General features: G+C 38.5%; 12 protein-coding genes and 1 pseudogene. 3 read left to right on the top strand and 10 right to left on the bottom strand.

Annotation, left to right across the window (positions count from 1 at the left end; translation table 11 throughout):
- Positions 1-67: 67 nt before the first annotated feature.
- Positions 68-1,330, top strand: a complete 1,263-nt coding sequence (locus IQ244_RS17410) for a cysteine desulfurase (protein WP_193896262.1) — start codon at positions 68-70, stop codon at positions 1,328-1,330.
- 94 nt (positions 1,331-1,424) lie between these two features.
- Here the strand turns inward: IQ244_RS17410 and IQ244_RS17415 are convergent, their stop codons facing one another.
- Positions 1,425-2,453 carry an ATP-binding protein gene (locus IQ244_RS17415; protein ID WP_416209782.1) on the bottom strand — a complete coding sequence of 343 codons (1,029 nt, stop codon included), beginning with the start codon at positions 2,451-2,453 and terminating at the stop codon, positions 1,425-1,427.
- Between the two features lie 111 nt (positions 2,454-2,564).
- Here IQ244_RS17415 and IQ244_RS17425 point away from each other — a divergent pair, with 111 nt between their 5' ends.
- On the top strand, positions 2,565-2,747 hold the full coding sequence (locus tag IQ244_RS17425; protein WP_193896339.1) for a hypothetical protein: 183 nt from the start codon (positions 2,565-2,567) through the stop codon (positions 2,745-2,747).
- Here IQ244_RS17425 and IQ244_RS17430 read toward each other — a convergent pair.
- The 8 genes and pseudogenes from IQ244_RS17430 to IQ244_RS17465 form a co-directional block, all read right to left on the bottom strand.
- Positions 2,727-3,332: an Hpt domain-containing protein gene (locus IQ244_RS17430; RefSeq protein ID WP_228058981.1), complete on the bottom strand. Its 606-nt coding sequence runs from the start codon at positions 3,330-3,332 to the stop codon at positions 2,727-2,729. The two genes, IQ244_RS17425 and IQ244_RS17430, sit on opposite strands and share 21 nt — an antisense overlap.
- Entirely contained in the window at positions 3,332-4,048 is a 717-nt protein-coding gene (locus tag IQ244_RS17435; protein WP_193896264.1) for a chemotaxis protein CheW, read from the bottom strand. Before IQ244_RS17435 ends, IQ244_RS17430 begins: the two co-directional genes overlap by 1 nt.
- A gap of 93 nt (positions 4,049-4,141) precedes the next feature.
- A complete protein-coding gene (locus IQ244_RS17440) occupies positions 4,142-5,812 on the bottom strand; it encodes a methyl-accepting chemotaxis protein (protein WP_193896267.1) in 1,671 nt (556 codons plus the stop codon).
- 180 nt (positions 5,813-5,992) lie between these two features.
- Positions 5,993-7,641: pseudogene (locus IQ244_RS17445) on the bottom strand (methyl-accepting chemotaxis protein).
- Positions 7,642-7,934: 293 nt separating this feature from the next.
- Positions 7,935-9,158 carry a CheR family methyltransferase gene (locus IQ244_RS17450; RefSeq protein WP_193896269.1) on the bottom strand — a complete coding sequence of 408 codons (1,224 nt, stop codon included), beginning with the start codon at positions 9,156-9,158 and terminating at the stop codon, positions 7,935-7,937.
- Between the two features lie 16 nt (positions 9,159-9,174).
- Positions 9,175-9,645, bottom strand: coding sequence for a chemotaxis protein CheW (locus IQ244_RS17455; protein ID WP_193896271.1), 471 nt, complete (start codon positions 9,643-9,645; stop codon positions 9,175-9,177).
- Positions 9,646-9,906: 261 nt separating this feature from the next.
- The gene (locus IQ244_RS17460; protein ID WP_193896273.1) at positions 9,907-10,284 is read right to left on the bottom strand and encodes a hypothetical protein; all 378 of its coding nucleotides are present in this window, start codon (positions 10,282-10,284) and stop codon (positions 9,907-9,909) included.
- Positions 10,256-10,765 carry a Panacea domain-containing protein gene (locus tag IQ244_RS17465; protein ID WP_228058982.1) on the bottom strand — a complete coding sequence of 170 codons (510 nt, stop codon included), beginning with the start codon at positions 10,763-10,765 and terminating at the stop codon, positions 10,256-10,258. The genes IQ244_RS17460 and IQ244_RS17465 overlap by 29 nt, the downstream gene beginning before the upstream one ends.
- Positions 10,766-11,162: 397 nt before the next feature.
- Here IQ244_RS17465 and IQ244_RS17470 point away from each other — a divergent pair, with 397 nt between their 5' ends.
- Complete coding sequence (locus IQ244_RS17470) at positions 11,163-12,326, top strand: PIN domain-containing protein (protein WP_193896277.1); 1,164 nt, start codon at positions 11,163-11,165, stop codon at positions 12,324-12,326.
- Between the two features lie 94 nt (positions 12,327-12,420).
- Here the strand turns inward: IQ244_RS17470 and IQ244_RS17475 are convergent, their stop codons facing one another.
- Complete coding sequence (locus IQ244_RS17475) at positions 12,421-14,019, bottom strand: Hsp70 family protein (protein WP_193896279.1); 1,599 nt, start codon at positions 14,017-14,019, stop codon at positions 12,421-12,423.
- Between the last annotated feature and the right edge of the window lie 37 nt (positions 14,020-14,056).

Here is a 14,056-nt window from a genome sequence, read left to right on the forward strand (position 1 = left end):
TATATTTCACACTTCATACTTCACACTTCACACTTCATACTTCACACTTCATACTTTTTCTTAACCAATGACTTTTACAGCTACCAAAACCCTTGCAGATAAAGTCCGCGCTGACTTCCCGATATTACACCAGGAAGTCAACGGTAAACCCTTGGTTTATCTCGATAATGCGGCGACATCGCAAAAACCCTTGCTTGTCTTAAATGCCCTGCGGAATTATTACGAGCAATACAATGCTAATGTCCATCGTGGCGCTCATACTCTAAGTGCAAAAGCCACTGATGCTTATGAAGCAGCACGCGATAAAATTGCCCAATTTATTAATGCTGCATCCCGTCAGGAAATTATTTACACCCGCAACGCCAGCGAAGCAATTAACTTAGTTGCTTATAGCTGGGGGATGAACAATTTGCAGCAGGGTGATGAAATTATTCTGTCGGTGATGGAACACCACAGTAATATTGTGCCTTGGCAATTTGTGGCACAAAAAACAGGTGCAATTCTCAAATTCGTTGGCTTAACACCAGAAGAAACATTTGATTTAGAACAGTTTAAACAACTGATTTCTGAAAAAACAAAACTGGTGTCAATTGTTCATGTTTCTAACACCTTGGGTTGTATTAACCCAGTGAAAGAAATCGCTGATATTACTCACAGATACGGTGCGAAATTCTTAGTTGATGCTTGTCAAAGTGTGCCACACATGAAAGTCGATGTTCAAGACATCGGCTGTGATTGGTTGGTGGCTTCGGGACATAAAATGTGCGCTCCCACTGGCATAGGCTTTTTATATGGCAAGCTGGAATTGTTAGAAGCAATGCCACCATTTTTTGGCGGTGGGGAAATGATTGCCGAGGTATATTTAGATCATTCTACCTATGCAGAATTGCCCCACAAATTTGAAGCTGGGACACCTGCAATTGGAGAAGCGATCGCCCTCGGTGCTGCGATAGACTATTTATCAAGTATAGGGATGGATAAAATTCATGCCTATGAAGCTGAGTTAACCGCTTATTTATTCCAACAATTAGAGAAAATTCCCCAAATTCGCATTTACGGCCCCAAGCCTAATGCTTATGGAGAAGGTAGAGCCGCTTTAGCTGCATTCACAGCCGGAGATGTCCACGCCAACGACTTATCTACATTATTAGATCAAGAAGGCGTTGCCATCCGTTCTGGACACCACTGTACTCAACCATTGCACCGCTATTTAGATTTACCAGCAACCGCACGGGTAAGTTTATCTTTCTACAATACCCGTGCGGAAATTGACGTATTCATCAAAGCATTAAAGGAAACACTTGATTTCTTCGCTGGTATCTTCGGTTAATTTGAGTAAATATTACCAGAATAATTGTGTCAACGCTCAGTCTCATACACGGCTGATAATTGGCACACTTTTAGTTTGGGGAGAAATTCTGCTATTAACTGTTGATGCTAACTGGAATTTCAATGATGAATTCTGCGCCATTACCAAGCTCAGACTTTACATCAATACTACCGTGATGTTTTTCAATAATTTGATAGCTAATTGCTAAACCTAGACCTGTACCTTTATTAACAGGTTTAGTGGTGAAAAATGGGTCAAATATTCTACTTTGGATTTCTGAGTTAATTCCCGCACCATTATCTATAATTCTAACTTTGATTGTTTTTGAGTCAGTGCCTTCAGTTCTAATAATAATTTGCTTTTGAACGTCAGCATTTTTATTCTCTAATAAAGCATCTATGGCATTGTTAATAACATTGAGAAATACTTGATTTAATTCTGCTGGGTAACATTCTACCAGTGGTAGATTTGCATATTCTTTAATTATTTCTATTTCTTGCTTCAGCCGATGATTTAATAGAAATAATGTGCTTTCAATTCCATCATGAATATTGACAGCTTTTTTATCAGCTTGATCCAACCGGGAAAAGTTTCTTAAAGATAGCACTATATCTTTAATTCTATCAGTGCCTACTCTCATGGATGAGAGGATTTTTTGAAAGTCATCGATGATAAAGTCCAGATCAATATCACCAATTTCATTTTCTATGAATTTTTCCGCTTCAGGATACTCTTTCTGGTACATCTGTATTAACCTTAAAAGAGTGTGAATATGTTCATGGAGATAATTAAAATTACCATGAATAAAACTAATAGGATTATTTATTTCATGGGCTAATCCACCAACCATTCTACCCAAACTCGACATTTTTTCGGTTTGAATTAGTTGTTTTAACTTAGCATGACTTTTGATTTGCTTGGTGAGTTCAAAGCCGTTCATCCGTGGCATATCAATATCTGTAATTACTAAGTCATAATCACTACCGCGCACTGCGTTCCAACCATCCATCCCATTAACGGCGACATCAACTTGATAACTGTTATTCTCTAAAAGTTTGCGTTCCATTTCTCGGACGGTAATGGAATCATCGACCACTAAAATTCGCTTGTAAGTTTTGGTCAATGTTGGCTGCGTGGTCTGATTTATCTGACTAAGTTGTCCACTAGAAACAATAGACCTCTTGCAAAAGTCCCATGAGCGTGGGAAAAGTAGCTGAGAGCTTTCTTGACATCTATGAGCTACGAAAAGGTAAAGAACCTCAAACCAGAAGAATTCAAACGGCTGTGTGGTGTGCATCCGGAGACTTTTAGCCAGATGGCAGAGGTAGTGCGCTCGCGCTCAAAAATCAAGCTGAAAACAGGACGACCTGGGAAACTGAGCCTGGAAGACCAATTATTAGACCTCTTGCAAAAATGACTCTGTAAATGACTCTAACCATTTGTTGGCAACTATCGTTTCTCCTGCTAATCCCATCAAGCGATTGAGATTATCTGTACTAACTCGCACTGTGCGGTTTTGCGGATTAACTAATTCTTCTATTGGGGATGAAGGGGTGATTTCTGGCTGGAAAATCTGGACTTGGGGAATAATTGCGGGGATAGTGACAGCAGTGGAAATATTAGCGATCGCATCCACGAGAGATTGAATCTGCGGATGATTACCTTGTTGCAAATTGGGATTGTCGGCGATGTCTTGCAGCATATCTACTCCTTGCAACAACACATCAACGCAATCTGTGGTTAAATTAACTGTCCCTGCTTGCGCTGCACTAAAACAATCTTCCATGACATGGGCTAGAGTGACAGCTGGCTCAATGCGGACAATTCTCGCAGCGCCTTTAATACAATGGGCTGCCCGCATTAAGGCTGCTAATTCTGATTGGGGTTCAGGGTTAGTTTCCAGCGCCAACAAATAGTTATTGAGTAGCACAACCTGAGTTTTGACTTCCATGTTGAATAAATCCAACAAAGACAGCTGGCTAAGATCGGAGTCTTCGATCATTATTGCGCCTTCCTCGCCAAAGTAGTAAATAAGAGTTCATCATCCAAATAACTGACTGTGTGCGATATGTGGTGATTAGCAGGTTGCCAGGAAAATAACCCTTTCGTATAAGTTTGGGTTGATTGAGTCATCTTTCTCAAAGCATCACGCAATTCTCGACTATGAAATCGGTGGACACCATAGATTTCATCTACTGGAAATACCCAAGCGTTACCTGCCTTTTCAATGACTACCATTCCGGAATGCACTACTGGACTCAGCCCTTGTAGAGGAGTATCATCGCTAGATTCGATATTTAACAAGTGACTTAAGGAAACACACAATAGCAATTCACCACGAATATTAATTAATCCCCTTAAGACTTGGTTGTGACGATGGGGTAGGGTATGAATCACGCTAGGAGGAGTTGTCTCTTTTAAGACTTGAGCCGGAAGCGCCAGCCATTCTCGTTGCAAACGAAAAATCACCACTGTCAAAGTTTCCGTTGTCCGCACAGCGTAGGTAGGCAAATGGGAATTTTTTTCAGATGAAGATTCTGCCAGTAATTGTGTCCACTCATGACGATATTTTTCTGGGGTTGGGCGTTCTAGTAAGTAGCGACCAGCCGCCGAATAAACTGGACAATTGCGACAATGAGCATAGGTAGATAATTGCGAACAAGTGCGATCGCCTTCAATCCCAATTACATTCCAACAACGTTCAACTTTAGTGGTCATAAGTCAAGAGTCAATAGTTTACAGTCAATAGTTAGTTGTTAGCTCGTTATTCTCTCCCCGCCGCCGCTGCACCCCGGACTCCTTAACTCTTGATTAAGCAGCTGCATCAACTGGGTTTAAGGATGAAAGATCATCGCTTTTGACTTTGAAGATAGAAACTTCTTGACGCAAACCACGGGAAACTTGATTAAGTTGAGCGATCGCCTGATTAATTTCCCGCAGAGAATCAGCAGTTTGCACTGAAGTACTACTCAACTGCACCATTGCTTCACTAATTTGTTGCGCTCCTAATGACTGTATTTCCATCCCTTGATTTACAGATGCAAAATAGGGATTTAAGTCTTGTACTTGTTGGATAATTTGCCCAATCTGCATACTAATGCTGCTGACATCTGTCACACTCCGTCCAACTTCCGCGGCAAATTTGTCCATTTCCATTACCCCTGTTGATACAGAAGATTGCATCTGTTTGACCATCTGTTCAATATCCAGGGTGGCGACTGCGGTTTGATCTGCTAATCGGCGAATTTCTCTGGCAACTACGGCAAAGCCTAAGCCATATTCCCCGGCTTTTTCAGCTTCGATGGCAGCGTTTAACGATAACAAATTTGTTTGGTCGGCGACTTTCGTAATGGTCAGAACAATATTATTGATGTTGTTGGCTTTTTCGCTAATAATTCCCAACCTAGATGCAATGGTATTTGTGGCTTGTGCCAACTGGCGCATACTATTTTCCATTCCCCTTAAATCTTTTTGGCTGATGTTGGCGGCGCTGGTTGTGGCTTGTGACATTGTGACCACTTGTTCCATTGTGTTCACTAGTTCTTTGGCTGTGCTGGCGATTTCTTTGGCTGTGGCTGTGACTTGATTGGTTGAAGCTACTTGTTCTGCTAGTGTTGCTTCTAATTGTTTCCCTGATGCTGCTATCTGTGTCGCTGAGGTTGTCACTTGAATTCCTGATCCTTGCACTTGACGAATTAAGCTACTCAATTTCTGCGTCATTGTTTTGAGTGCTGTCATTAACTTGCCAATCTCATCATCGGCGGTGATTTCCACATTACTCGTCAAATCTCCGGTAGAAACTCGGTCTGCTAAATGAAATGCAGTCTGTAAAGCACGAGCCAACTCCCGACTGGGAATGAGGATAATCCCTAAACAAACAGCAATTGTCACAATCACAATACAGAAAAAGTTTCCCCAATTAACCAAGACTACAAAGCTCTGAACTTGATTAGCTTGTTTTTTTTGTTCTGCTAAACTTTTGTCTTCCACTTCCAACATTTTATTCATTTTGACTCTGATTTCATCCATCAGTTTTTTGCCTTTATCTGAAAGAATCAGAGCTAATAATTCTTTTTCTTTACCAACTCGTTTCATGTTGATAGTTGTTTCCAACTCCATCATTTTGATTTGGCTCAAATTTTCAATTTCTCTCAGAGTTCTAATTTGAGATGAATTATCTAAAATTTTATTATTTATTTCTGAAAAAGTATCTTTTAATTTTATTTTTGCTACATTAAATGGTTCTAGATACCTTTCTTCCTTGGTAATTATAAAACCCCGTTGACCAGTTTCCGCATCAATTAAAAATTTCTCCAGTTCTTTTAACTGAGCTTTAATGGCGTAAGTATTATTCACCCAAGTGTTAGAATCTATTAAGGAATTGGTAGTTGAATTAGAAATATAGTTAGTAAAAGCTGTTAACGCAACGATAATTGCACATCCACCCATAACAAATTGATTAATTTTGATAGCTTGTGCCATATTATTTTCCTAGTTTATTTTTGCTTTTATCAAAATAGCTATTAATTATGAATAGCTAAGAATAGTTTTTATCATTGGTAAAGTTGAATATGTAACAAAAGCTGAAGCTAGGCGAATTAGCCATTAATAGCTTTTTTAGAGGAAGATTGACATCCGTATTTGAGGATAATTATATTGAACTTACGATAAAGTCGGTTCCACAATATTGTTGTTGACTTTGAAGATAGAAACTTCTTGACGCAAACCACGGGAAACTTGATTAAGTTGAGCGATCGCCTGATTAATTTCCCGCAGAGAATCAGCAGTTTGCACTGAGGTAGTACTCAATTGCACCATTGCTTCACTAATTTGTTGCGCTCCGACTGTATTTCCATCCCTTGATTTACAGATGCAAAACGTGGATTTAAGTCTTGTACTTGTTGGATAATTTGCCCAATCTGCGTACTAATGCTGCTGACATCTGTCACACTCCGTCCAACTTCCGCGGCAAATTTGTCCATTTCCATTACCCCTGTCGATACAGAAGATTGCATCTGTTTAACCATCTGTTCAATATCCAGGGTGGCGACTGCGGTTTGATCTGCTAATCGGCGAATTTCTCTGGCGACTACGGCAAAGCCTAAGCCATATTCCCCGGCTTTTTCAGCTTCGATGGCAGCGTTTAACGATAACAAATTTGTTTGGTCGGCGACTTTCGTAATGGTCAGAACAATATTATTGATGTTGTTGGCTTTTTCGCTAATAATTCCCAACCTAGATGCAATGGTATTTGTGGCTTGTGCCAACTGGCGCATACTATTTTCCATTCCCCTTAAATCTTTTTGGCTGATGTTGGCGGCGCTGGTTGTGGCTTGTGACATTGTGACCACTTGTTCCATTGTGTTCACTAGTTCTTTGGCTGTGCTGGCGATTTCTTTGGCTGTGGCTGTGACTTGATTGGTTGAAGCTACTTGTTCTGCTAGTGTTGCTTCTAATTGTTTCCCTGATGCTGCTATCTGTGTCGCTGAGGTTGTCACTTGAATTCCTGATCCTTGCACTTGGCGAATTAAGCTACTCAATTTCTGCGTCATCTTTTTAAAAGATTCCAAGATTTGGCCAATTTCATCTTGATGATTAAATTCACTCTCAGCCAAAGATAAGGTTAAATCACCAGCAGAAATCTGATTGGCTACAGTTAAAGCCTTAGCTACTCTGTTACCCAAAGACTGGGAAATTACTGACGTGGTAAAAACTGCGATCGCTACACTTGCAAGTGTGACCAACACTGCTAATAAGCTCATAAAATTGAGCATTAATTTTGTACCTTCAATTCTTTGTCCCATAATTTCTTTTTGTCGATTGGCAAACTCCTCATTTATTTGGCGAAATTTATCGGACATATCTCTGGATTTTTCCAGATATTGATCAATTAATTGTTTATTTTTATCGAACCCTGGTGTTGTAATAGTAACTTTCACTAAACTATCAAAGTCCTCCAAGATATTTTGCATTACTTGTAATCTTTGCATTTGTAATTTATCTTCAACAACATTAGATGTGCGATTAAAATTATCCTGGAAACCTTTGTGAAAAATCCTGTATCTTTCCAGTGCATCTTGGTGCTTTTGCGGATCAAATAAATATCGACGAATTGCCAGATTCATATTAGCTATACTTAAAGCCATATAATTTGTCCCAATAATGGCTTCGTTTGACCTGCCCACTTGTCTATAGATGATTCTTGTCTGATTGCTAGTGGCATATACTATGACACTAAAAATAAAAATTAAAATTGTGGGTATCGAGAATCCTAGTAAAATTTTATCTTTGAGCTTCCATTTATTTAGCATTTTTATGTTTTATATTGAATTAGAAGAAAAATGCAAGCCTAAAACTATATTTTTCTAGCCAATTAGTCCTGCTAGAATTATTTATATAATTCACAAGTTAATTAATAAAGTCTTTGAATGATTAACCTAAAAATAGTCAGAGACTAATATTAAAACTAGAAAAGCTTACAAATACTAAAATTCCCAAATTGAAGACCAAAGTAACAATTAATATATTTAAATTTTAGAAATATTATTAATTTACTTAAATAAGTGTAAATTTTGCTCAATTGACTAAGATGCTGTCTTCACTTCTAGCGTTTTAATCTGTAGATACGCTGCCACAGCAAACTAGCACTAACTCTATCTCCCTGTTGTTCTTTGAGTAATGCTAGATGAGTTAATGCTGCTTCATGATTAGGTTGGATATAAATTGCTTTGCGAAAATATTGCTCCGCTTGCTCATTTTCTCCCATTGCTTGCTGCACTTCCCCCAGGAGAACATAAGCTTCAGCATTCATTTGATTTTGATTGATGTAGTCGTTACATAGTTGTACGGCTTCATCTAAGCAACCTTGATTAGCCGCAGTTTTAGCTAGGTCTAATAAGTCTGTATTAAGGTTGTTTCCTACTATCTGTTTTTGTGGAGCAATTTCTACTTTGTTGTTGATAGCGAGTTCGGGTAATTTCGGCAAAATTATTGGTTTATTAGTGATATCAGATTTCTGCACAAAATTTTGCTGTTTACTCAACTTTCGATAAGCAATAGCCGACGATTGACGTACAGATAGCAATTGCGTTTTCATAAGTAATGCAGCTTCAGCGTAGGCGACAAATAATAACCCACCTGTAACTAGTAAATTTTCGAGAATGTGAGTAGTTTGTTCTCTAGTAACACTATCAAAGTAAATTAATAAGTTGCGGCAAAAAATCACATTATAAACTTTTTGATTAGCTAAAAAATTAGCATCAGCTAAATTGCCGTTAATAAAATTTACTAAGTTTTTGACTGAGGCTTGTAGATGATATTGTGAATTTATTGATTGAAAATAGCGTTCCTGAAAATCAAAATTATTCCCTCGAAATGAATATTTATCGTAAATTGCTCGTTGAGCTTTTAATAAGCATTGTTTGCTAATATCAACAGCATCAATGTGAAATTGAGCAGATGTTAATCCGGCTTCTAAAAGAGCGATCGCAATCGAATATGGTTCTTCACCTGTAGCGCAAGGTACACTCAAAACTCGCAATACACATTGTGGTTTCTTGGGCAACCATTCCGATAATACATAGCTTTTGAGCAGTGCAAATGATTCCGGCTCACGAAAAAACCAAGTTTCTGGGACAATTACACGGTCGATCAGTGCATCCCATTCTTGAGGAAAATCCTGGAAATGTCTTAAATAGTCAGATATTTGCGATATACTACAATCTGCCATTCTTTGAGAAATAGCACTAGCGATCGCACCAGAACCAATTGAGTTCACATCTAAACCAATTTTGCTTCTCAGTAAAGCTTCGATGACAGACTGTGCCATTATTACTGTCTTTAAACTAAATAGCTGGATTTAAAAAATTTTCCGCCAAGAAGTTAACTTGTTCGGCTTCAGATAACAAGTACTCAATTTGTACGCACTGAATCATCCCTTTTTCATCTAAGATCATCTGGCCCAAGTATGGTGCAGTCTCTATTTGAATACGAGAATCAATAAACTCACTTGCAGATTTGTGTAATGTTTCCACAACTTGTTCTGCCATCAAGCCCAAAATATGTTGAGTATGATTATCTCGACAATAGTTAGTTAATATAATTCGCGTACTCAAGTTATCGCCACAGGGTTTACCCTCCATCAATTGGCATACATCAATTACTGGTACAATGCGACCACGATAGTTAAATACGCCAGCTATATGTGGTGGTGTGTGTGGTAAGGTTTTCAGCAAAACCAGCGGGATAACTTCCACAACCTTTTGAGAGGCGATCGCGTACCGTTCATTGCCAACGTTAAACAGTAACATGAGCATGGATTCATTTCCGTATGTTACTTACTCAAGTTACCCATTTTTGGAAAGAAACAAACGTAAATTCGACAATTGATTGGACTTGTTGCAAAGCACAATCAAAAAATTTGAGCCGCGTTTCAGCAATTGATTGAGAAACAAAATATGAATGAGGCGATCACTCTTAAGATACGAAATGAGGCTTTCTCTCGCAAAATATCCAAAATAGTCTTAAAGTATTTATGCGATCGCTGTTAAAGAATAATCACCTATTAAAACACAAACTTAAAAATCTAGAATTTCTCTAATCACACTCTTCAAATCTACATCAGCAGGGCGTTTTGCAAATTGCTCATGACTATAAATCCAAACTAGCTTAATTGTGTAAGTCTCTGCATTGACCAAGTACATCAGCCTAATTTGCCCTGAAGCCCCTTTGGAAAACCAAATTTCTAGCTTATGAAATGTCCATCCTTCTGGTAACTGAATCTTTGCAGGTAGAGGTTCGTTACGAGAGTTGTTTGGGTACTGGTCATCAATCAAATCTTCTAATGTTTTTGCAATCAGTTCAACAAAGTTATCTTTATAAACTTTTGCAAGTTTTTTAAAAGAACGCTTGAAATTATCGGATTCCTCAATCGAGAAGGGAGTTGAGCCAGTCACGCACTTCTCCTTTACCAATCCGATTTGAGGACTCTGAAGCTAATGTATCCTGCAAAGTTTCAGACATTGTTATTTGATATGCAGGATTATCACGTTCTATCAAATCAAGTTTTTGATAGCCCAATGCTTTCATATCATCTAGAAGTATTGGCTCTGTTGAGCTTGCTTTAGGTGGTAGACCTTTACGAGCTTTCCTCCAAGGAAATTCTCCGTGAGTCATATTACTCAATCGATAAGCATGGTATCCACCAAAGTATTCCCAAATTTCTTCTAAAAGTTCTTTCTGCTCCCCAGGAAGTTCCAACAAGGTTTCTTGACCAGGGATAGGTAACTGTTTAGCCTCAAACTCACTATAAAATCTGTATGCGGGAGGACAAACAGGGCCGTAGCGCCATGCTTGAATTTCCTCTTCAAACAAAGGTTCATTGTAGAGTGCCAAATGTACGCTTTGAGCATAATACAGAAGCTTCTGAACTTTCATATTGGTCATTTCAGCTTCTATACAATCTTCATAAGCTCTCATAATAAAGTAACGAGCCGCAATAAGACAGTTTATCATAGCCTAATAGGCAGCTTGAGATAAGCATTCTATCTTAACAAGTTTGTAGAACACCAACAAACATCATTATAGACGAAATCTGTCTATAGTACAAATATACTGATTTTTGTAACAAAGCTTTTTATCTTTACTCAAATGTGCAATAACCTGATTTTCTAACAAGGTGTGATTGGTTGACCGCTATCTAAAGTGCGGATAATTAAGTGATCACAAAATTCAATATTTAAATGAGAATTTCTAGATATTTTCTAAAACGCGATAATAAAATAATATACATCTTTGAGCTACGAGAGTCATCTATATCGCTATGAATAAAAATATGGAGTTAGATGAACTGAAGAGCCTTGTCAGACAGGGGAAATTTGGTGCAATTACTATAGATACTTCAGTTTTTGATGCTCAAGGTTTGAGGCTGGAATCTGGATTACTTAAACAATTAGAGCAATTTCGAGATAGTTCTACCAAGGTGATTATTTCTGAGATAGTTAAAGAAGAAGTATTATCACACCTAACTGAAAAAACAAAAAATGCACAAAGAGAACTTGAGAAATATTTAAAACAGGCTAAGGATTATTGGCAACTTGAGAATCGTGAGATTGAAAATATTAAAAAATTAGTTTTTGATGGACGTGATGCACAAGAAATTACATTAGATAGATTTAGTAAATTTATAGATGCTACATCTTTAGAAATTATAGAGGCTCAAAACTATCTAATCGTCAGTGATTTAATACAAAAATATTTTCAAGCTAAACCACCATTTTCAGAATCAGGAAAAAAGAAAAGTGAATTTCCTGATGCAATCGCTTTAATGTCACTTGAAGCATGGGCTAAGGAAAATCAAACAAAAATTATTGTTGTCACCTCGGATAATGACTGGGCTAACTTCTGCAAAGATTCTGAAAGACTTTGCTCTACCAATGATTTTGCAGGAGCTTTGGGACTGTTTCAACTTCAAGATGCTGAGGATATATGTAGATATTTATCGGAAAGATATAAGCAAGGTTATCTTGATGATGTAAAAGAAGCTGTTATAAATGCTTTAGAGTATCACATTTCTGATATTGATATTTATCCAGAAGTTCATTCTTCTTTTGAGTATGAAGAAGAAGAAAAATATATAAATGTTAATAGATTTGATTTTAGAGTACTTGAAACTCCTAATTTAATATTTAGGCCGGTCAATTATGATAATGGTTTGATTGTTGAATCAAAACTGATTGTTGATGTTAACATTGAGTGTAGTTTTTCTTTCTCAGTATATGACTCTATCGACAAAGATTACATCGGAATGGGTGGCAATAGTGTAAATACTCAAGCTTATTTGGAGATAGAAGTTTTAATTACGTTTGTAGGTGACTTGGATAAAATTGGTGCAGAGGTTGAAGTGGATGATGTTGAAGTTGAGACCAAATCGCCTATCAGTATAGATTTTGGAAATATTGCTCCAGACTGGTGGGTAGATGGTGATTATGATTACTGATAAGCATATAAAAACCCAATGCACTTGACCACCGAAAGATTATCTGTCTGCGGCGTTTTGAGTTATTGGTTCGTAAAGTTTTTACTGTCTATTATTAACTCAACTGTGCCACGAGTTGATTTTCTAGCAATGTGTCATTTGTTAACAAATCTTCAACGGTGATACGCAAAAAGCGTTTGTCATCAACTTGAAAGAGGATTTTCACGCGATCGCTCCCCGGATATCCTGGTGGGGTGAGTTGAGCAATAGTTCTCGCGCCTGCACTATCATTTAGAGGTTTGACGGTGGTTTCACCGCTATCGAGACGGCGAGTAATTAAGCGATCGCCATCAAAATAAACTTCGGTGTTGCCTGTGTCTGCGCCTAATTCCCCGATAATTAATTCAATGCTGGGTTGATTCTCGACAGATGCGCCTAAAAATAACTCTACAGCTTGATTCATCGGGTAAGCTTGTCCTGATTTGATAATCGGATGCCAACTGTGGCGTTGGTTGCGCCGATCCCAGTAACGAATTCCGTAGCTGTGGTAGAGAAAGTCTTTGATTTCCACGCCTTGGGATAACTGCAATGCACCTTGGGCGATCGCTTCAAACGGCCGTTCACAACGGATTTTTTCTGGCTCAAAATACTGTTTTACCCATGTCTGCACTGCTGGGAGTTGCACCGTTCCCCCAACTAACAACACTGCATTGATATCTGTTAATTCTATTCCCTGGCGACGGGCTTGCTGCAACAGATTTGTCATCGACTCATCTAATCGCTCAAAAAATCCGTGTTCTTTGAGGATATTTTCTAAATTATCGCGGTCTAAATTTAATTCGTAACTCTCAAATGTTTCATCATCAAAATAAACTTCACTGGCTTGGTTTTGCGTTGATAGTTGAATTTTGACTTTTTCTGCTAATCTCGTTGTTAATGGACTGGTTGCCAAGCCTTGAGTTTTGGCAAAGTAATCAACTAACCAATTGTCAATATCTGTACCGCCTAAATTCTGCCCAGCTTTCGCCAATACACGCGCTGTTTTGACTTTTTGCTTGGAATTTTCGGCTAAAGATTTGTTCCCCCACTTCAGCAAAAATCCGATGGGTTTAGTATTTCCTTGTGCGCCTTTATCCAAGCTGACTAGAGATAAATCTAAAGTACCGCCACCAAAATCAATCACCAATAAATTTTCTTGATCAGCCAAGCCATAACCCAAGGCGGCGGCTGTAGGTTCATCTAGCATCCGCACCTGTTCGACGGGAAGGCTTTGACAAACCGTTCCTAACCAGTGGCGATAAGCTTCAAAACTATCTACCGGGACGGTTAATATGAGCGAGTCTAAGCCTCCTTCTAAGGGTGCTAGTTGTGCAATTACTTGATCGAGAAACCATTGTCCTACTTGTTCAAAGGTGACTGCTTGTCCGTCTAATTCTGGTAAAAAGCCTTGAATTTCTGCGCCGATACCGCGCTTGAAGCTGCGAAAAAATCTTGCTTCGCCTTTGAGATCTAAACCGCGATCGCGTACTTGTTGCCCTACTAAAACTTTACCCTGGGCTGCGTCTTCTACATACACCAAGCTGGGGATGAGTGGGGGATTGAGACTTTGTTGAATTGATAAACCAGGTAAAGACAAAGTTTCTGCCTTTTGGGTGACAGGGTTCCAACGGGCAATAACTGTGTTACTAGTACCAAAATCGATTGCGATCGCCATAGTCTCTTTATTATTTCATCGAAAGGCGCAAAATTTT

The organism is Nostoc sp. LEGE 06077 (genome assembly GCF_015207705.1).
Taxonomy (GTDB): Bacteria; Cyanobacteriota; Cyanobacteriia; order Cyanobacteriales; family Nostocaceae; genus Nostoc_B.

Coding starts and splice junctions, on each gene's coding strand:
- IQ244_RS17410 (WP_193896262.1), top strand. CDS start 68: ATGACTTTTACAGCTACCAAAACCCTTGCAGATAAAGTCCGCGCTGAC.
- IQ244_RS17425 (WP_193896339.1), top strand. CDS start 2,565: ATGAGCTACGAAAAGGTAAAGAACCTCAAACCAGAAGAATTCAAACGG.
- IQ244_RS17430 (WP_228058981.1), bottom strand. CDS start 3,332: ATGATCGAAGACTCCGATCTTAGCCAGCTGTCTTTGTTGGATTTATTC.
- IQ244_RS17435 (WP_193896264.1), bottom strand. CDS start 4,048: ATGACCACTAAAGTTGAACGTTGTTGGAATGTAATTGGGATTGAAGGC.
- IQ244_RS17440 (WP_193896267.1), bottom strand. CDS start 5,812: ATGGCACAAGCTATCAAAATTAATCAATTTGTTATGGGTGGATGTGCA.
- IQ244_RS17450 (WP_193896269.1), bottom strand. CDS start 9,158: ATGGCACAGTCTGTCATCGAAGCTTTACTGAGAAGCAAAATTGGTTTA.
- IQ244_RS17455 (WP_193896271.1), bottom strand. CDS start 9,645: ATGCTCATGTTACTGTTTAACGTTGGCAATGAACGGTACGCGATCGCC.
- IQ244_RS17465 (WP_228058982.1), bottom strand. CDS start 10,765: ATGAAAGTTCAGAAGCTTCTGTATTATGCTCAAAGCGTACATTTGGCA.
- IQ244_RS17470 (WP_193896277.1), top strand. CDS start 11,163: ATGGAGTTAGATGAACTGAAGAGCCTTGTCAGACAGGGGAAATTTGGT.
- IQ244_RS17475 (WP_193896279.1), bottom strand. CDS start 14,019: ATGGCGATCGCAATCGATTTTGGTACTAGTAACACAGTTATTGCCCGT.